Origin of the sequence: Solibacillus faecavium (genome assembly GCF_014836905.1) — a bacterium.
Classification (GTDB): Bacteria; Bacillota; Bacilli; order Bacillales_A; family Planococcaceae; genus Solibacillus; species Solibacillus faecavium.
Genome location: NZ_JACSPZ010000014.1, coordinates 17605 through 36852 on the forward strand (window position 1 = coordinate 17605; position 19248 = coordinate 36852).

The 19248-nt window shown below is 31.0% G+C and carries 17 protein-coding genes; 9 read left to right on the forward strand and 8 right to left on the reverse strand.

Going from position 1 to position 19248, the window contains the following annotated elements:
- The first annotated feature begins 566 nt into the window (after nt 1-566).
- Entirely contained in the window at nt 567-1085 is a 519-nt protein-coding gene (locus H9635_RS18370; protein WP_191701770.1) for a hypothetical protein, read from the forward strand.
- 246 nt (nt 1086-1331) lie between these two features.
- On the opposite strand, the gene H9635_RS18375 is transcribed toward H9635_RS18370, so the two are convergent.
- From H9635_RS18375 to H9635_RS18385, 3 genes are all read right to left on the reverse strand, one after another.
- Nucleotides 1332-2513 carry a DUF418 domain-containing protein gene (locus H9635_RS18375; protein WP_191701771.1) on the reverse strand — a complete coding sequence of 394 codons (1182 nt, stop codon included), beginning with the start codon at nt 2511-2513 and terminating at the stop codon, nt 1332-1334.
- 95 nt (nt 2514-2608) lie between these two features.
- Nucleotides 2609-2812, reverse strand: coding sequence for a helix-turn-helix transcriptional regulator (locus H9635_RS18380; RefSeq protein ID WP_191701772.1), 204 nt, complete (start codon nt 2810-2812; stop codon nt 2609-2611).
- A 50-nt stretch (nt 2813-2862) separates the two neighbouring features.
- Nucleotides 2863-3153 (reverse strand): hypothetical protein, encoded by a 291-nt coding sequence (locus H9635_RS18385; protein WP_191701773.1) that lies wholly within the window; start codon nt 3151-3153, stop codon nt 2863-2865.
- Nucleotides 3154-3461: 308 nt separating this feature from the next.
- Between H9635_RS18385 and H9635_RS18390 the strand changes: the two genes are divergently transcribed.
- The 6 genes from H9635_RS18390 (at nt 3462) to H9635_RS18415 (ending at nt 11038) form a co-directional block, all read left to right on the forward strand.
- Entirely contained in the window at nt 3462-3656 is a 195-nt protein-coding gene (locus H9635_RS18390) for a lichenicidin A2 family type 2 lantibiotic (RefSeq protein WP_191701774.1), read from the forward strand.
- A gap of 27 nt (nt 3657-3683) precedes the next feature.
- On the forward strand, nt 3684-3860 hold the full coding sequence (locus tag H9635_RS18395; protein ID WP_191701775.1) for a mersacidin family lantibiotic: 177 nt from the start codon (nt 3684-3686) through the stop codon (nt 3858-3860).
- 80 nt (nt 3861-3940) lie between these two features.
- Nucleotides 3941-4669, forward strand: coding sequence for a flavodoxin family protein (locus tag H9635_RS18400; protein WP_191701776.1), 729 nt, complete (start codon nt 3941-3943; stop codon nt 4667-4669).
- Nucleotides 4663-7701 carry a type 2 lanthipeptide synthetase LanM family protein gene (locus H9635_RS18405; protein WP_191701777.1) on the forward strand — a complete coding sequence of 1013 codons (3039 nt, stop codon included), beginning with the start codon at nt 4663-4665 and terminating at the stop codon, nt 7699-7701. The genes H9635_RS18400 and H9635_RS18405 overlap by 7 nt, the downstream gene beginning before the upstream one ends.
- Nucleotides 7702-7720: 19 nt before the next feature.
- The gene (locus H9635_RS18410) at nt 7721-9853 is read left to right on the forward strand and encodes a peptidase domain-containing ABC transporter (protein WP_191701778.1); all 2133 of its coding nucleotides are present in this window, start codon (nt 7721-7723) and stop codon (nt 9851-9853) included.
- Between the two features lie 744 nt (nt 9854-10597).
- Nucleotides 10598-11038, forward strand: coding sequence for a YkyB family protein (locus H9635_RS18415; RefSeq protein ID WP_191701779.1), 441 nt, complete (start codon nt 10598-10600; stop codon nt 11036-11038).
- A gap of 262 nt (nt 11039-11300) precedes the next feature.
- Here the strand turns inward: H9635_RS18415 and H9635_RS18420 are convergent, their stop codons facing one another.
- Nucleotides 11301-11450, reverse strand: coding sequence for a hypothetical protein (locus tag H9635_RS18420; RefSeq protein WP_191701780.1), 150 nt, complete (start codon nt 11448-11450; stop codon nt 11301-11303).
- 419 nt (nt 11451-11869) lie between these two features.
- Complete coding sequence (locus H9635_RS18425; RefSeq protein ID WP_191701781.1) at nt 11870-12601, reverse strand: hypothetical protein; 732 nt, start codon at nt 12599-12601, stop codon at nt 11870-11872.
- A 335-nt stretch (nt 12602-12936) separates the two neighbouring features.
- Between H9635_RS18425 and H9635_RS18430 the strand changes: the two genes are divergently transcribed.
- Nucleotides 12937-13806 carry an Rgg/GadR/MutR family transcriptional regulator gene (locus H9635_RS18430; protein WP_191701782.1) on the forward strand — a complete coding sequence of 290 codons (870 nt, stop codon included), beginning with the start codon at nt 12937-12939 and terminating at the stop codon, nt 13804-13806.
- A gap of 653 nt (nt 13807-14459) precedes the next feature.
- A complete protein-coding gene (locus H9635_RS18435) occupies nt 14460-15353 on the forward strand; it encodes a tyrosine-type recombinase/integrase (RefSeq protein ID WP_191701783.1) in 894 nt (297 codons plus the stop codon).
- Between the two features lie 436 nt (nt 15354-15789).
- Here H9635_RS18435 and H9635_RS18440 read toward each other — a convergent pair whose 3' ends face one another.
- The 3 genes from H9635_RS18440 to H9635_RS18450 form a co-directional block, all read right to left on the reverse strand.
- Nucleotides 15790-16668, reverse strand: a complete 879-nt coding sequence (locus H9635_RS18440; RefSeq protein ID WP_225231402.1) for an S-4TM family putative pore-forming effector — start codon at nt 16666-16668, stop codon at nt 15790-15792.
- Complete coding sequence (locus tag H9635_RS18445) at nt 16661-17650, reverse strand: SMODS domain-containing nucleotidyltransferase (RefSeq protein ID WP_225231403.1); 990 nt, start codon at nt 17648-17650, stop codon at nt 16661-16663. Before H9635_RS18445 ends, H9635_RS18440 begins: the two co-directional genes overlap by 8 nt.
- Nucleotides 17651-18069: 419 nt before the next feature.
- Nucleotides 18070-19248 (reverse strand): restriction endonuclease subunit S, encoded by a 1179-nt coding sequence (locus H9635_RS18450; RefSeq protein ID WP_191701786.1) that lies wholly within the window; start codon nt 19246-19248, stop codon nt 18070-18072.

The following is a 19248-nucleotide window of genomic DNA, read 5'->3' on the forward strand; positions in this document are numbered from 1 at the left end:
TTTTCTACGCTAGGGCAAATTTGAAAATATTTCTCTATTTCTCTCTATTCTTTTGTGGGCGTTTTTATGCTAGTTTTCTTCGGAAAGAGCGCAAAAAAAGCGTCCTCATGAGATTCGAGATGGATACCCCATACATCGAATTTATGAGAACGCTGAGATATTTGATTTTTCAAATAGCTGACAGCGAGCCTTGGAGTGATATCCCATTTCATTTGATTAACCTTTAAACGTTAATTTCAAAGAGGTTAACCAGTTAACTATTTATACCGTAACTCACCGGAGACAACCTACGTTGTCGAAGTAACATTCTTTAAAGTATCTTGATTGCTTCTTGACTGCTTGGCGAAATTTATGAAGTGCTACCATAAATTGTTTGAAAAGTGTTGTTCTTTGATGTAAGCACCGTTACAGAAGTGCTTTTTCCAAATATCTTTAAATAGTTTAATTATTAAAGCGCAATATATATCAAAAAATATTGTTTAAATTTGTTATAATTTTGAACTAATAAAATAAATATTTAGAGATTTTTAATAAAACTTAGCTTAATTATAAAGGAGTAGAAACAAATGAATAAAAAGGAATCAATTAAAGGGTGGGAATTTATAAGTTCTACTCCAGATTTATACACATTTGAGTTAGACGACAAAGTATTTTATTCAGGTAGAAAATCAGGATTGCTTAATGCAAAAATAGGAGTAAGTACTAGAGAATTTGCAACAATAGTACAGAGATTTCAAGCAAGCATTTATTTAGGGAAACAAATTAAAATGTCTTGTTATTTAAAAGCGGAGCGAGAGACAAAATGCCAAGTATGGCTTCAAATTAATGATTCATATGATGATATAATTATTTTTAATAGTATGGATAACAGTATTTTTCAAGGAAAAACAGATTGGAATTATTACTCCATAATACTTGATGTACCTAAAGAAAGTGCTTGTATTCTTTTTGGAATGCAACTTTTTGGTGCGGGAAAAGTTTGGGTTGATAATTTTAAGTTCGAAGAGGTAAGTGAAATAATAAGTAGAACAAATAATGCAGATAGGAACCTATCAGAACAACCAATTAATTTAGATTTTAACTAATAGATAAACAATAATTGAAGGCTCAGGTATTCATAGAATATAGTAAGAGTATGATATTTGGTAAGGAATTTGAATGGAACAATTATGGGTATTATAAGTTTGGAATATAAACGATTAAACGGCTTAAACCCTCAGAATTTAGGCTCAAGCCGCATAATTTCTAATGTCTACTTGACGGGGAGTAACAATTGGGGTGCAATTCACTAAAAAGAACCTTCTATATATTAATTTTCCTCATGTGTGGTTTTATGAACTGGTCTTTGTAGACAATTCACTTTCAAATTTCCTCTTTTCACCTATATTAATGAATTTTTTCAATAAAATTTCCATGGGGCCATTATCCCATTTCTTTAAATATAATTTGCTCAATATAGCAAGGAATACATAAACCACAAAAGTAATTATCACACCATTTAAAACTCCAATCTTGCCAAATAAACCTAAACCATAACCATAGAAAATGAATGTAAAAATAATAGAATATGCAATGTAATTTGATAATGATAGTCTTCCTGTAGCAATTAAATAGGGGTTAATAAGTTTAAGATATGGATATATCGAAAATAAAAGAGAAATATAACCAATTCCTAAAAAATTTGATCCTAGTGTAAATGTCATTCCGTACAAATCGTTGTTAGGATATTGTAAATATAATAGTTTCATTACAATGCCAATGGGTATTAAAAGTATTCCTATATAATAATACCTTGGATTTATTTTATAAAATTTCATTTTAGCAGCGTATATACCTAACAGCGCCATTGGTAATAATGTAAAAGGAGAAACAAGAGTAGTTAAGATTAGTATAAACGTTCCCATTCCTTCGATATCCAGACCCAAAACTTTAGTTAATGCTTCTGATTCAAGCCGATGTTGCAGAATTTCTGAATAATGACCGTTTGAGTAAACCTCTTCCGTATTTAATATATAGGACGATATTTTATTTGGATCTAGAGCACTCTGATTATAAGATCCGTAACTAAACAAACTAATAGTGCCTAAAAATATAAGAGCCCATATTAATATTGTATGAGGTTTTCTCTTAATGAACATGAGAAGAAATAATGTAGTTAAACCATACGAAAAAAGAATGTCACCCTCCCATATAAACAAAAAATGTAAAAATCCAATTAAAAGTAAACCGATTGAGCGTTTTAAAATTATTTTAGAAGGTCGAATAGTATTTGAGCTTCTTCTGTATAAAACTAAGCTATATCCTAATAAGAATGTGAAAATTGGTAAGAAACTACCTTCTATAAGGATATAGATTAAATTACGTGTCCATATATCAGTATTTGAATCAGTAAAATATATTAATTGGTCTTTCCCCAAAATTCCATATTGAAAAATTAACATATTGACTAATAAAATTCCTAAAAGAGAGATACCTCTTAAAGCATCTAGCTGATCAATTCTTTTTTTCTGCATTTTTAGCTCCTTAAAAAGTATTTTTGACTTCAATAAAGGCAACCAAGAGATTTTATTTTACTGATAGAAGTTCTTGATTGCCTTAAAGTAATTATTTATTCGTCACCAATGTGTATGAATACTTCTTCTATTTGCTTACCTAAGGCTTTTGAAATTCTAAATGCTAAATCCAGAGAAGGATTATATCTATTTTTTTCAAGAGCGACTATGGTTTGTCGAGTTACTCCTACTTCTTTAGCTAGTTGTTCTTGCGTCATTTTTTTATGAGCCCTCCAAATACTAATTTGGTTGTCTAGCATACCTATCCTCCTACCTCTAATTCATTATTATTTCGAAATATAATTATTCCTTACTGGTATTTCCGATCATACAGAAAGAGGCTCACTGTATGAATTAAGGTTCCTACTGATAGTCCAATTAACATGTAGTTAAAAAGGTTATCCGCGGTGATAGCTTCAGTAGTGTAAAAAACGGTAATTATCCCCATTATCACAAATAATGAAGAGAATGAAATTTTGGCTGCTTTCCCTACTATATGGTCACCTCTTTCATCATTTTTATTTTTGTCTAAGAAGTGAAACCAGTAAAAAATGGTTGCTAATAGTAGGAATCCTGAGACAGTTGTCAACGTATCAAGCATTTCAATACCTCCAATTTTTTATTATAAATTTAAAGTAACATATTTCTTACATTTTGTAAAGCATTTCTTACGTCAATAGACACCATTCGATAATATTGTGAATATTTATAATCGTTTGTAAAGTAATGTATTTAAGTCAATTTGTAATGAATTCTAGATAAAAAGAATAAAATATTTTACATTTTTTTAAAAAAATCCTTGATTTAGATATTTTGGGATGTTAAGTTATTTGTAACAAATAAAGGAAAAAAATATGACATATTTTTACATAATTTTTCCAATATTTGAAATTTTATAGGAGGTGCGTTATGGAAAAAGTAGTTGGAATGAGCATGAAAAAGTTAGAGAAGGGTGAAATGGAGAAAATTTATGGGGCTTCTGGTGTAGTAGAACCACATACAACTCCAATCCTTAGTGCTGCTACTAAAAGTAGTAAGAAATGTTTAGGAGCAATCTCTGCAATCAGTGGTCTAGTTTCTTACAACAAAGATTGTTTGGGATGATTTTACAAAAAGGAGCGTGACTATTAAATGAATGTTAACTCTACTGTTGGTAAAAGTTTGAAAAAGTTAAATAAAACAGAGATGGAGAAGGTTTTCGGAGCTACAGGCTCTGAAATTCAACCTCAATCTACACCGCTTTGTAGCTTCCTAGCTTCATATATTATATCTGCTCAGTTTAAATGTGGCGGAGATAATAAACCTTGATTTGTATAGTTTCTTAAAGTATTTTGGGCAAAGTGTTGAATTTCACTTTGCCTATTTTTATAAAGGAAGGGAGTATAAAATTGACTAAAAAAATTTTACTATACTCAGGATCAAGAAACCTGAGTTCTAGAACAAATATTATTATTGAACAAATACATTCATATATAGTTGGAAATTATGCTGACATCCAAACGACGAAAATAGATCCATTATCAATGCCACTTAGACATTCGACCGGTTGTAAAAATTGTTTTGAGCATGGGACTTGTCCTTCTGAGGGATATGCTGATGATAACGGGAAATTCTTAAAGGAAAAAGCAGATGAAGCTGATTTAATCATATTCGCTACTCCTGTATATTCACATAATGTTTCATCTGACAGCAAAATTTTTATAGATAGATTATCTTACTGGGGCCACTTAATGAAGTTTGCTGGAAAATCGGTTATAACGATTGTTACATGCGAAAGTAATGGAGGGGAACATGTAGATAGTTATCTTAAAAAGGTGTTTACATTTATGGGTGCAAATATATTACACTCTGAAATTTTCTTTAAAAATTATGATGAAGATGAATATAGGGAAGGTCTAGAAGAAATAGAATCTGTTATACATGATCATTATAAAAATGATTTCCCAGTTGTAATTAGTGATAAACACGAGAGTACGTTCCAAACTATGAAATCAATTTTAAATAAATATCCAAAAGAGCATTTTGAATATCGATATTGGGAAGAAAGTGGGATGTTTAAAAGCCCTACTCTAAAAGAACATATAAAATCTAAATCAAGCGAGGGGTTAAAATGTTAGATAACCTATATTTAAGTTTAAACATCAAGGAAAGGTATTCTATTTTAAAAACAAACAAAGAATTATTAAATGATTTAAATACCAAGGCATTAGATAGCTGGCGATCAGAAATGAGTATTTTAACAGATAGTGCATTTGCCGAAATGATTTCCATCAACAATTATAATCTTAATGTTTTCTCACATGTAGTTGATAAAGATGTATCTGCAGCTAACAAAAAGTTATATCAATTATATGCAGAGAAATCGGAATGGTATCAAAAATTTGTACAAATGGTAAATGAAGTGAATGCAGATAAGAGTATTCACTTCAAAAAAGATATTTTATTTTTACTAAGACCTTATACATACTATGTTGAAAAATCAATTGATGAATTACTTTCTACTCCATTAATTAAAAGGATAGTAGGTAAAGAAATAAAAAAATGCTTTGTAGAGCACTTTGCGATTACTGCTATAGAAATTGCTCAAAAACCTATTGTTTTAGAGTTAAATATCGATAGGGAAAAAGGGGAATTATCCGGTGAATCTAAGGAAGACAGGTTTAAATCTTTCATAGATTCATTTTCTTCTAATTCCAAATTACTTTCCTTTTACAACAAATACATTGTGTTGACACGCCTGCTTACAGATATTTCTTTGAACTATATTAAAAATGCAGAAACTTTGCTGAAAAGAATAGAGGAAAACAAAGACTTATTGTCATCCAAATTTGGGATCACTGATTTTGTATTAGAGAAGGTCAAAATGGGACAAGGAGATACTCATGGACGTGGTAATACAGTAACGGAGTTAGTTTTTAAAGATAGCACAAAGATTATTTACAAACCCAAAAATGTAAAGATTCATAAAGTATATAAAGAATTCGTTGATATTTTCAATAAAAAAGAAAATATATTAGAGATGCAAGTAACAGAAGCTCTTCATCTTAATGATTATACGTTTGAAGAATTTATAGAATATAAGGGGTGTAATAATAATAATGAGGTAAAAGATTATTACCGACGCTTTGGGCAATTAATGGGTATTCTATATTTCTTAAATGGAACAGACATGCATATGGAAAATTTAATATCACGTGGTAATCAACCGATCGTAGTCGATTTAGAAACGTTATTCCAACAACCAATCCCATTTGATTCAAGGGACTATCCTATTATGAAAGATGTACGAAAAATTTTGTTTGGTAATGTAACTTCAACTATGCTACTACCTGTCAAACATGGATCTGGGAGAGAAGATGACTTTGGCGTGGATTTAAGTGCTCTTGATGGAAAAGCTTCTAAATTACCAAGGAAGGTTTTACAGCCTGTAAATTTAGGAACTGATGAAATGAAATATGATTTTAAAGAAGTATCCAGTACTGACTCGAATAATATTCCATTTTTAAAAGATCCAACAGATAAAGTGTATTATAAAGATTTTATAGATGAAATCTTAATTGGATTTAAAAATATTGCTTTAGAGGTTATGAGAAACAAAGATGAGTTCCTGAATGGATTATGGTTAAAAACGCTTCAAGAAGATATTTTAGTTAGAACCATCTTCCGAGACACAAGCCAGTATGGAAATATATTGGAACACTCTAACCATCCAGATTTATTAATGGATATGCTAGATCGCGATAAAGTACTGGAAAATATGTGGAGCTTTGGCTTATCTAATAAAAAAGTTATTTATTATGAAATAGAAGACATGAGAATTAATGATATTCCTATTTTTTTCTCGAATATAAAAGAAAATAATTTACTCAGCAGTAATTTGTATCCTATTGAAGGTGAGAGAGACTACAATAGCCTTACATTGGTAACAGATAAAATAAATAATATAGATAATGATGTTTTAGATAAACAGCTCTCTGTAATAAAAGTAGCTTTAGGTCTTTATCCGAAGACATTACCTACTAAAACAGCACCCTTAATTTCAGATGTTCAATATGAATACGATTTTATAGAGGAAGCGAAAAAAATTGCTGATTTTTTAATAGAAAATATTACTATTGAAGATGACAAATATGTGTATTGGATGTCTGTAGTACATGGTTTGGATGTTGAATGGGAAGTTGGCTATTTAGATAATGATTTTTATGATGGGATAGCAGGAGTTTATTTATTTTTCGAGTCACTTTACTTAGAAACAAAAATTAAAAAGTATAAAGAGTATGCTAAGAAAATAGTCAACTCTTTAAAAATGAATTTCAATAAAAACACTGTAGGATTAAGTAGCGGATATGTTGGACTAATACATGCTACTGCTTATATCAAAAATAGGAGAGTAATACGAGAAATAAGCGAGGATCTTCAAACACAATTCTCTTATCTTGAAAATGATCACGATGATATCCCGATGGATTACTTAAATGGAACCCCAAGTCTAATCAATTCCTTGTTAAAAATATACCAACGAGACGATGATATGGATGTGCTATTACAAGCAACTAAATACGCCGAAAAGTATATGTCCTTACCAGTGGCAGAAGAAATGAAATCTGACTTAGGCTTTGGGCATGGTTATTTAAGTATAGCGCTAGTGTTTTATAGATTGTGGAACATAACTGATAATGTTAGATATTGCAAAAGTGCCGAGCAATATTATAGTTATTTTGAAAGCAGTTATGAAGCTGAAAAAGAAAGTTTGGAATCAAATTTATCCTGGTGTCGTGGTTTGTTAGGCGTATTAATCGGACAGTTGGAAATATATCAAATAACAAAAGACGAGAAGCATCTAAAAATCATTAATGAACTTGAAGAGATTATTTTCAAAATGAATGAACTTAATGATGATGGATTGTGCCATGGTAATATCGCATACTCTGAGTTTTTCGTTAAAAAGTATGAATATTTTGATTCCCCTACAGATTTTGCTCATGCAAAAAATATTGTCCAAAATGTATTAAATTCAGCCAAAGAAGGATTTAAGTTAAGGAAAACGGATGGATTTCAATCATTGGGATTATTTACTGGATTATCAGGAATTGGCTATCAACTATTGAGGGTCAATAATCCGAAAAAAATAAACTCCATTTTAGATTAAAAAAAGGAATACAAACAATATGAAGCACAAGAGAAAAGTACCTTATATTGAACAAATGGAAAGTGTAGAATGCGGACTGGCTTGCTTTGCGATGATTTCAAGTTACTATAATTTAAATGCAACACTAAGCGATATTAGAAAAGAAAATCCTGCTCCAAGGGAAGGGTTTTCTTTTCTAAGTTTATCCAATATAGCTAATGAGTATGGATTTGAAACTAATGCATATAAAGCTAGTTTAGAAGACTTGAAGAATGTACGGCTACCCTGTATTCTTCAGTGGGAACATAACCACTTTGTAGTTTTAGAGAAAATAAACAAGTCAAGTTATCAAATATTAGATCCTAATAGTGGTAAATTTAGTATATCCCACGAAGAATTCAAAGAAAAATATAGTGAATATGCTTTAGAAATTTATCCTGGAGAAAAAGGGATTCTTACTGGAAAAAAGGGGAAAGAAGAAAGAATAGTAAGTAAATATTTATTAAAGCATAAATATATTTTTCTAAGTTTAATTGGTGTATCAATCTTAATTCAAGGGTTAATGGCCTTAATTCCATTAGCTACTAGATGGGTAACAGATAATGCTATTAACACTGCAAATATAGATAACTTACAATTGTTTGGTTGGTTAATAATTGTTTTCTTATTCTCGTACGTCATAGTCCAATCTGCTAGAGCAGTAATCATAGCTTTGTTCCAAAAGCGTCTTGATGAATCTATAATGAATGACTTTATGAATAAGTTATATAAGCTACCTTATTCGTTCTTTGAGCATCGAAGTAAAGGTGATTTGTTATTTAGAGCTAATTCAGCAATATTTATTAGGGACATAATATCTACATCAATGATTACGATATTTATAGATAGTTTATTGATTATTACATACACTATAGTAATGATTAACTTTTCAGTACAATTGAGTATGTTTTTGTTCCTATTAAGTATTTTTCTAATTTTCTTCTTAATTCTAAATACGAATATTATTAGGCAGATGTCAAAAAAGAATTTGTTGGATAAAGCTAAAACTCAATCGGTTTTATCTGAAAACATCCATAATATCTTAGATATTAAAAGTCTAGGACTTGAAAAGAACAGACTAAATTTATGGTCAGAAAAGTATGGTGCTGAATTAAAAACGACACAAAAGTTAAATGTATATCAATCTTTAATAGGTACAGTCACTAGTCTAATACAAGTTGGTACCCCTTTAGTTATTCTGTTTTTAGGGGGAGGCTTATATATAGATGGAAAAATATCTTTGGGTACTCTCTTTGCATTTAGTTCAATTGCAGTTACATTTATAACCCCAATTATTTCAATCGGTACAAATTATACGCAGCTAATTTCAATCGGGACATATTTTGCGAGAATAAAAGATATTCTTACAGCAGAGGAAGAAAGAGTTGGCGAAAAAGAAGGACAAAAATTAAAAGGTACTATAGAATTTAGAAATGTTGGATTTAAATATAACAAACATAGTTATCCCGTATTGAAAGATGTTAGTTTTTCTATAGAGAGAGGACAAAAAGTAGCTATCGTTGGACCTTCGGGATCAGGGAAAAGTTCTATAGCGAAACTACTGTTAGGGCTATATGAAGCATCATCAGGTAAAATTTTTATTGATGGAAAAGAGTTTTCAGATTATAGCCTCACAGATATACGATATTCAATTGGTACAGTATTGCAGGAATCTAAGTTGTTTTCAGGTTCTATTGGAGACAATGTTTCAATGTCGAAAAATAAAAATAAATATAGTGACGGGAAATTAGCAGATGCTGCATACAAAGCAGGTGTATTAGACGATATTCTGAAAACTCCTATGGCTTTTGAAACCTTAATATCAGAAAATGGTAATAATTTTTCAGGTGGTCAAAAACAAAGGCTTTTAATTGCTAGAGCCTTATATCAAGAACCAAACATTTTACTTTTTGATGAAGCAACAAGCCATCTAGATATGATAACCGAAGAGCATATTAGCAAGACACTTAAAGAATTGAATATTACACAAGTCGTTATAGCTCACCGTCTAAATACTATTGTAAATGCAGATAAAATTATTTTTATTGAAGATGGGGAAGTTAAGGAAATAGGCACACATGATGAATTAATAGAGAAAAAATCTTATTACTATAGATTGTACTTTGCAGAATAAGTATTTTTTACAAGGTATTTATTTCAATATCTTCTAGAGCTATGAATAGCTCTTTTTTTGTTATGTAGCTATCAGTAAAATATAGGGGTCGTTAACTTTTATTATAGCGAAGGAAATAATTAAAGGAAATCGAAAAAAGCGCTCAGATGAATTGAGATGCATGATGAACCAATAAACTTCTTCACAAAATCATTATGGGCTTTATGGAATATTACTCATTACCGCTTGTTTGCCCTCCTAAAATAGCCCGCCTTGTTGGTGCTGAAATATACTGTGCAAAAAGAAGGGGCATCCCGTGATTGCTGGCAGATCGTCGAGAAAATCACTCGACGAACTGACCAGCACCGTAACTCGCCGGAGACAACCGTTCCGGCGCATTACTATCACGTCATGCCCTCGCTCCGTATAAATTTAGACTTCAGATAGAGTGCATTAATAAAGTGCCTGCTCCTAACACGCGATTGGACAAAAAACATCAGGCATGTTGAAAAACCTTCACGGCATCGAGGTAAACCTCGCTACCGCTCGCGTTTTTAACATGCCTGTGCAGCTCTAAGCTTGCATTGTGGTGGAAACCTGCACCACCACAATGCAAACTAAGAGCTGATTTTTTGTCAAATCACTTAAAATAAACTAATTCAGCAAAAAAAAACGTTGAAACAGTGACTTTCCGGAGAATATGAAGTTTACGGTTTTACCAACCGTAAAAATACTGTAAAATATCTCCAAAGAGGTGATGATTAAATGAAACGCTTTGAAAATAGAAGTGTTATTACTCGAATGGATTACCCAAATGATAATATAGGTAGAGATTTAAAAATAAATGAAATTGCACAGGCCATTCATGTAATTAACCGCAGAGCCAAGGTTGTACCAGATTCCAGTGCCCTCTATTCGCTGAAATATGCAGTAATCAAGAAGCTACTATTAGAACAGCGTGCCACAAAATTATGTGTCCATCGATTTAAAAGAGTCCATCAACTTCATTCAATTCGAGATTCAAGAATTGATATCCAAACAATATTCGTAGTAGTTTCTTGTGGTGAATATACCTTCCATTATCCCGCTGAAAAACAAGATATTAAGGATCTGAAATTTGAGAAAAAAATCGTCAGTATTCGAAATCCACGTTCTGAAATGAGTTATGCCTCAGCTAAGCGACTACTCTTACAATATCTCCAGTAGGGATACCGTAACTTGCCGGCTAACCGTAGCACAGAGATGGACTCCCCTATAGTTTTTCTTGCAGGTCTCTATTGCTTCTTAAAACCATCCCGCGTTTATACATCTTAAATTGAATCACTGTATTTTGTATTTTGAAAAGAAGTTCCTTTTCGCACATTGAAAAGACGTTGGTTCAATATGGAACCAACGTCTTTTTGTTGTTTTTGTAGTATTCTACGAAATAGTTGATAACTTATTAAACGTCATTTGAGTGTATTTATAATTACAAATATTCAGGATCTATAGTTTCGAGATCGACTGCAACATAGTGTCGCTGTTCATCAATTAAGAATTCAAAATAAATAATATGACCGTTGTCTTTTAAAAATTCCTTTGTCTCTAATGGCAAATTATTTTCATGTTGTATAACCATAGATTGAGTCGCTTCTATTGTTTGCTGAGGCTTCAATTTCTGACTTCTAAAGTCTATATACTCTCTGCTTAAATAATATGAATTCAACTCTTTAGGAAAATAGCCGATGTAGGCAATATTTATATGCTGCTCAGTTAAATTTTTAACTTGAAACTGAAAGGTTAACCTTTTTTCAAATTCATTTTCCGTGTCGTCGATACGAAAAGTTTTTTGCTTAATCGAAATAATTTCCTGTAATACTTTATTCTCAGCAGGGTTAGTTAGGTTATCTATTCCTAGTGCAACTTGCTCATAAGAGTTTTGTTCAGATGTAGAATCAGTTTGTTGTGTACAGCCACTTAGACATATACTAAGTAGAATTATTAATATAATTTTAGATATTGGAATTTTCAGATAAATAACCCCCTTTTTTCGAATTCTCAGTAGGATTCAGTATATGAACCAAAATTACTGCTCCAACGGCTTTGGACAATAGTACTTAATCGTGTTTTATTCATATAGTTAGGAGCTTTTGAAATTTTATTTGGACTATTTGCTAATCTTGAATAGTCATAAGCTGCATTTTGAACGCAATCACAAGATTTATCTAGATAACTAACTGTTATATTTTTATACCAATATCGACTTACACTATACCCCATATCTTTCCAAGAATTTGTATAATCCCATACGTATAGCCAATGATAGAAATAGCGGTCAGAGTAACTAGTTTTAACGTCTGTAGTTTTACCAGTCCCACTCCCAATATCAGCACCTACATTTTTTAGATGTGACCAAATAGTTGAACCGGTCTCAACCCATTTTCCAATAACAGGGAGTGAAGAGGCGATTTCAATACTAGCCCCTTTAAAAGATTCAAACGAAGTAAAATTTCTGTCAGCTTGTTCTCTGAGACCGTTAAGAGATGATAATGCATCATTAATTTTCACTGCGCCATATCCTGGGTCATTACTTAATGGACTAATGATTTCACCATTAAAGTAGCCATTCGTGTTACTCTTATTTGGTTCAAAAATTTCAGTACTAATAATTGTCGTTTCCTCAGGAGTATGGATGCTATCATTAGTTGCACTTGCTGTTTCAATAAAAATTAGATTATGCAACAAAATCCCCCCTAGTATTATAGCTAGATATATTTTTACACTTTTCATATTATACCTCCAATTAAAAAAATTTTATAATTCTACACTTAGGATTTTAAATAATAGAGAATGAGTAGTATAATTTCGAAAATTATCAATAAGTATTATAATTATTATGGTACTTCAAGTATTTTTTTTGTTTCATTTTAAAATACTTGATTTAGATTTGAAATATTTTCACCGCCTCCACCTATAATGAGATAAATACCTAAGCCAATAACTATTAAATAATAAAGCAAAGCATTTCTATTCATTTTCTCCCCCCTTACTTCCATATTTAACTAAATTATAATAAGATATTTACCATAAGTATTTTTTTTGTCATATATGAAAGTAGGTTAGATATGAATAAAGGTGAAATCTTTAAAGTCTTAAGAAATTCCAAAAATATAACTTTAAAACAGGCCTCAGATGGGATTGTGAGTGAGTCATTTTTATCAAAATTTGAGAGAGGTAAAAATGATATATCACTAACTAATTTTTTATTATTATTAGAAAAACTTAATATAAGTATGAATGAATTTAATATTATTTCTGAAGAAATAGATTTAATATTTCCGTTTAAGGAATTATTAAATTCAATTAATTCTGCATATCAAAGAAAAGATATAGACCTTCTGATAAATATTAAATTTGAACTACGGAATCAATGGATAAAATCAGAGATAAAATCTTATAAATGTAATAGTATAATGGTAGATGCGCTTATAAAAAATCTAAATCCTGAATATAAAATAAATAATACAGATGTTGAATTTTTAAAAGATTTTTTATTTTCTAGAGACCACTGGGGTTATTATGAAATGACGTTATTTGGTAATTCATTAGATATATTTAAATTTGAATTAATTGATTTATTAGGAAATGAGTTAATAAATCAAAAAGTATTCTTCCAAGATAGTCAACACAAAAAGGAAAAAATAAATATACTTTTGAATATTACTGCTTTATACATTAAAAATAATAAAATAAAAAAGGCTGAATTTTATAGTAGAAAAGCTAATGAACTATTAAATAATGAAAATTTTATGTTGCAAAGATGTATATGTAAATTTTTTGGAGGTATGATTTTATTTAAAAACGGAAATACAGTTGAGGGAGAAAACGTTTGCAGAGATATGATTGAAATTATGAACAGACTAGATTATAAAATAATGAGTGAAAATTATAAAGTTTTTTTTCAAGAAAATTATTTAGTCATGTCTGCTAATTAACTAATTATTTTTGTTAGAATTTTAATTAGGTAGATGTATGAAACATTATTTCTAAAAATATTAGCTTCATAATACCTTACCTTTGGATAAATATTAATAAATTCTTGAAACCGTCAAGCTGTTTTTTAACTAGTTCTAAGATGCTAGCTTCGAAAGCAGCGGGTGGTTTTTCATTCGATAGCTATCGCCATCCATACGTCCAACTTCCACCAGGTGTAATAAACGATCATAAATCACCTTTGTACTGCCTTAGTTCCCCATCAATTAAATCCATTGCTCTACGTCTTATTCGATATTAGAATAGTCGCTCTATCATTCCAATTCGCAATATCTCTGTAGATTCTGCTATCTGCAAAAATTCCTATAATTGAATGGTTTCCTGCATATTATACGTTCCTATGTAATACTTACTAAAATTATTAACCTTAAAAAATAATGCTTGTTTAAGGTTGAGAATGGTATAATAAAAGAAACGTTTGTTCTCCTGAAAAGTCAGATTCCTTCAATAAAATATTTAGGTAAAGGCAAAGGTCTTACTTACCAAAAGTAATTTCTCTTTCATGGAACACATACATATTGGCTGATGAATCAAAAGAATAAAAAAGAATAGAAAAGAAATAAAAAGAACGGAATGGAATAGGGAGGTATATATAATGGAAGAAACTCTGTTTTCTTTGCAGCAATATAAGATGCAGCAACAGAAAGATGAAACGATTCAGGCGATGAAAAAGAAGAAGCTCGACATGTACAAACCAGATTTCAATTTATTTCAGGCGTTCTGTGAGCAGAACTTTTTAGCAATCAATTTTGACTCGCTTGAACTTTATTTACACGAACTCATTACGCACCAACATGCACGCCTTTCAACATTTAACCGCAGATTTGCCGGGGTGAAATACTGGCTGGTCCATGAATACGGACTGCAGATGACGAATGAGCAAGAGTCGGGTGTGAAAATGCTGCGGTCACTCTACAATGAGGAAGATTATCTGCGCTTAAAATCGATGCGTGGTATTCGTGCCGAGAAACAAACGGATGTGCTACGTTTAATCGATCGCTATGATACGGGGAAGAAAGGCGATATCCGTAAGCGTGCGATTTGTCTCGTAAATTTAATCACTGCCAACCGACCGTCGGAAATGGTGCGCCTCAAAGTAAGTGATTTTGATTTAGAGAATCGAACGGTTCAGGTGATGATGGTTAAACAAGGCGACATGAAAGAAAAACGCCTGACACTCGAGTGCGTGCAGGCGGTTAGAAATTATATAAAAGCATGTGAACTGATTGCCGAAGATTATTTTGTCGGTGCTGCAGATAAATGGGGCAACCATACAAGCCGTCAAATTAGTGAAGTAAGCTATAATCAAGCCATTCAAAGCTGGCTTGGCTTTGCTCCGTATACTTTCCGTAAAACACAGATTACGGCAATGTATCAGAAGGGAGCCGATATTCCAACGATTGCAAAACAGTCTGGTCATAAATCGCATCAGACGATTATGGAACATTATATTAATTTGCGATCAGATGATGTTGACGAGTATTTATAAATGCACAATATAATAGTAGAAACTCATATTTTTATGAACTACTTCATCCAACTCTAGGTTAATTCATTAAAAAATACGTAAAAAGTGGCGCTCAGTCAAATTGAGATGGAATAGATAATTCATCATCTCAATTCAATTCATCTGAGCAGGTATTGTCAGGTATTTAAAGAGGGAAAATAATTTAATAACAGGATAAATTTCTTGGACTCACCCCTTTAAACAAATTGCTTCAATGGGTAATTCCAATTTGTACCCGTGATCTTTAAACTGGATTAAATCCATGTTAGGATAATTGTTAAATGCCTGTGAAGGTTTGTTTCTTAATGATGAAATTGTGCGCTTTACGAACATGGAGGTAGTTGAATAAATGCAATAAGAAGCGTGCTCAAATGTTAAATTGGGCACGCTCTTGAATTTATTATCAATTACAATTACTTTAATCTTTATCGTTAGATGTAAGTTCTCTATTTATAACTCGAAATACATTTTCTAATTTCTTTCTAACTTTTTTATAAAATACATCTGGAACAATATGATTAGGCAGCCTGCCAAATATATAAATGCAATCTTGTATAGAGCGAATTTCGTTGTCTGTAGGATGTCCCTTTTCATATAACTGGTTAATATAATTCGCAATTCTCTCCAAATCTTTTTCTTGTTGCCAGATTTCAAGGAAATTTTTTCCTAAATAAATAAATAAGGGTGTAGCAGGGAATATTAAAGTAAGAAATAATTCATTAACTGTGAAACTATTGATACTTGATATGAGAATAAATGTAGTAATTAAAGATAATAAACAAATGAATAAAAGCCATTTGAATTTTTTCTTTTGTTGTAGGGTCCAACAGACATTCATTCTTTGTGCAACTAAGATATTTATTTTTTCATTTTTAGACTCTAGTCCGGAGTACCAATTTTTTAGTTCTTCTTCATCTGTTTCTTCTTTAGAGGCAAGCTCATATAATTCTTCATCGCTAATTTTTTTATCTAATAGGGCACTATTCCATCTGATTTGAAAGACACTGGTATCAAAAATTTCTTGAATATTAGCGCCTATTTTATTATACTTTTGCTCAAATAATTCTAGTATTACCGATAAGATTAGTATAAGTGAGCTGAATATTAAAACATAATTAACTAAAGTATTATTGAAAATAAAATACAGGATAATTGATATTAATGGTGTGAAGATACTTAAAATCATTCGAGCTAAATAAAATCTTTTAGATACTTTATAACTCTGTCTTTGGGCGTGGAGATATCTGATGTTCTCATCGGTATTTTGGCGCTCAAGTATTGATGAAATTTCAGACATAGTCATCACCGAAAATAATACGCCATTGTTTGTCAGCTTCTTCGTATTTCTTATCATTCTCATAAGTAATGGCATTACTTGCAGCGTTCATACTTTTATTAGCTTTATTTTCAATAATAATCTGCTTAGAATGTTCTAAATCATTTAAATCACCCTGCAATGATTTTGGATCCCACACTGGCTGGAAAATGGCAGATGATAAATAATTAAAGAATGATTTAAGTTGGTATGGTTTAGTATTCCAAATTTCCCCTTCTCCTTCTTCAAAGTAATTTAAAACAATATTTTCTAGTAGGTAAGAGGAAATTTTGATATTTTGTATTTGATTCCAAAATTTAATGATCCGGATAAATTCGAGTACATTGTAATCAGTATTTTTATTTACATTTGTAACCCTAGCCTGATCTATTCTAGGATCTGTTTTTTTCCAATGACCATCTCCATCTGGAATCAAGTAATAAGATCGCCCATCTGACTCTTCTACCGTTTTAAATGCGGGGATAATGTCAAATGTCCAATCATAGCTTACTAAATTTAAAATAACGGCTTCTTGACTTGAACGGATTTCTGACTTTTGGTACTGAGCCACTTTTGAAATATTATTTTTAATTTTATTAGCTATCTTTCTAGAGCTTAAATATCCGTTTTCGTCTCGTAATTTATACAAATTAGCAGCTGATTCAGGTACAGTCATTTTAATAGTTTCTGAAATGTGTTTATAAGTCGTACCGTCTGCAGAAAAAATCAACATAAAATCAATATCATCTAAAGGTCTAATTTTAGTTTTACGAGAAAACGAACCATAATTATATATTTCTTTACCAGGATAGAGACGAGGGAAATTTTCTGCTTTGTTAGGTAATGCGGATAACTGTTCATGTAAAAAATCTCGGCTCGAACGGGCTTTTTTCGTTACTTCTGTATCTAAATTAATGTGTTTTTTTATAAAATTGTCCATATTTACTTTTGTATAAGTGGTCATTAAAAGGCTCCTTTGTTTCATAAATTGATAAAGGCAAAAGTTACTGCTCACACTAACTTATAAGTTTTATAATAATAATTTGCTGTACCATTGTAATATTTACTTGTTTATGGTACATTTTTGGTGATTTAAATATTTTTAATAGCTTTTGGCGAAGCGATTAATTGTGAGCAGAATTTGGCGATTTTGTTCAGATAGTTATAGGTCTATCTCAAGCTTTTATGCAGGGGGTGGATTTATGACTTTTTTGTCTTTCTGCATTATTTTCACCTCCTTCAATATAGGAATACTTGTTCTGATTTTGGATTATAGATTATTTTGAATTTATTTACAAGTTTAATATTATCTCTACTTATTAGAATTTATGGGTAATATAAGTGAAAGTTACACCCTTCTAGAAATATTAGAAGGGTGTAGTGTTAAATAAACATTTGTTGCATGAAGGCTTGTTTTTGTTTTTGTAGTTCAATTAATGAAGACTCAGCTAAATCAATTTCCTTGGTTAATAATTCGAAAAATGATGTGATTTTTTGTTTTTCTTTTATTGAAGGTTGTGGGACATAAATACTCTTAATATCATTTGAATTCACAGACTCAAATGTACTTCCTTGAGAAAGCTTATTCCACTGATCAGTCATATTAAAATAATCTAAATAATAGTATAGGAAATCATCTGATTGGATTGAACAAACGCCTCGCCCTATACAAGCTGGAATATTGGTTTTGGCTACAACGCCGACTGGTGCACGAACAGTTAGGAGGATATCTCCTAGTTCACTCATTTTTGTGATTTCTGAAGTATAAATTCTAGGTACGATTTTTCCTAGTTTTAAATCAGCATTACCTTGGACTAATACAGTATCTGAGGAATTATCTGAATAAGCTGTACTATTAGGGGATTGTCCCATTGTTATTGTGGCAATATCTCCAATTTTTTTGTTTTCCCATTTAGGACACTCTCGCCCATTCACATCCTTAAACCGCAATTCCTGACTAAATATCTTCTGCATAAAACCTTTTTTCTGTTCCTTCAGCAAGTCAATTTTTTCTTGTTGAAGTTGGATTTTTTTTTCAAGTAGGCTAAAAAAATCTCCTAACTTTTTTTGTTCTGGTAAAGGTGGCAACTTCACTAATGTAGTAGCTAAATTATTCATATTTATTTTCTTTGGAGAAGCAGTTAAAAGGGATTTCGATAAAAAATCCCTTTTATATTTAGGTGTTTTAATATACTCAACTAGAAAAGTAGAATCAAAAAGTTTGCTAGATTTTATCAAACCTACACTTACATAAATACTAAAAGGTGTATCCCAATCCACTAATTTTGGTAAGCCAAGTGAATTAATTCCTGAGCTAATCCTTGTAATTAAAATATCGTTTATTTGTGGATTACATCTTTTATTGATTTCTTCATGTTCTTCTTCTGAAATGTATTTCACAGGTGCATTTTTTGTAATAGTTTCAACACTCCAGAATGGTATACCAGATAATTTATAATTTGGTGTAAAGTGTGTACCATCGCTTAATGCTGTTAAATTACCAAGGGTAAAAGACTCCCATTCGTCATTAAAATCTTTAAATCTTAACTTAGGTGCATTCAT

Coding starts and splice junctions, on each gene's coding strand:
- H9635_RS18370 (WP_191701770.1), top strand. CDS start 567: ATGAATAAAAAGGAATCAATTAAAGGGTGGGAATTTATAAGTTCTACT.
- H9635_RS18385 (WP_191701773.1), bottom strand. CDS start 3,153: ATGCTTGATACGTTGACAACTGTCTCAGGATTCCTACTATTAGCAACC.
- H9635_RS18435 (WP_191701783.1), top strand. CDS start 14,460: ATGGAAGAAACTCTGTTTTCTTTGCAGCAATATAAGATGCAGCAACAG.
- H9635_RS18420 (WP_191701780.1), bottom strand. CDS start 11,450: ATGGTTATACAACATGAAAATAATTTGCCATTAGAGACAAAGGAATTT.
- H9635_RS18450 (WP_191701786.1), bottom strand. CDS start 19,248: ATGAATGCACCTAAGTTAAGATTTAAAGATTTTAATGACGAATGGGAG.
- H9635_RS18425 (WP_191701781.1), bottom strand. CDS start 12,601: ATGAAAAGTGTAAAAATATATCTAGCTATAATACTAGGGGGGATTTTG.
- H9635_RS18375 (WP_191701771.1), bottom strand. CDS start 2,513: ATGCAGAAAAAAAGAATTGATCAGCTAGATGCTTTAAGAGGTATCTCT.
- H9635_RS18415 (WP_191701779.1), top strand. CDS start 10,598: ATGAAACGCTTTGAAAATAGAAGTGTTATTACTCGAATGGATTACCCA.
- H9635_RS18380 (WP_191701772.1), bottom strand. CDS start 2,812: ATGCTAGACAACCAAATTAGTATTTGGAGGGCTCATAAAAAAATGACG.
- H9635_RS18390 (WP_191701774.1), top strand. CDS start 3,462: ATGGAAAAAGTAGTTGGAATGAGCATGAAAAAGTTAGAGAAGGGTGAA.
- H9635_RS18395 (WP_191701775.1), top strand. CDS start 3,684: ATGAATGTTAACTCTACTGTTGGTAAAAGTTTGAAAAAGTTAAATAAA.
- H9635_RS18410 (WP_191701778.1), top strand. CDS start 7,721: ATGAAGCACAAGAGAAAAGTACCTTATATTGAACAAATGGAAAGTGTA.
- H9635_RS18430 (WP_191701782.1), top strand. CDS start 12,937: ATGAATAAAGGTGAAATCTTTAAAGTCTTAAGAAATTCCAAAAATATA.
- H9635_RS18405 (WP_191701777.1), top strand. CDS start 4,663: ATGTTAGATAACCTATATTTAAGTTTAAACATCAAGGAAAGGTATTCT.
- H9635_RS18445 (WP_225231403.1), bottom strand. CDS start 17,650: ATGACCACTTATACAAAAGTAAATATGGACAATTTTATAAAAAAACAC.
- H9635_RS18440 (WP_225231402.1), bottom strand. CDS start 16,668: ATGTCTGAAATTTCATCAATACTTGAGCGCCAAAATACCGATGAGAAC.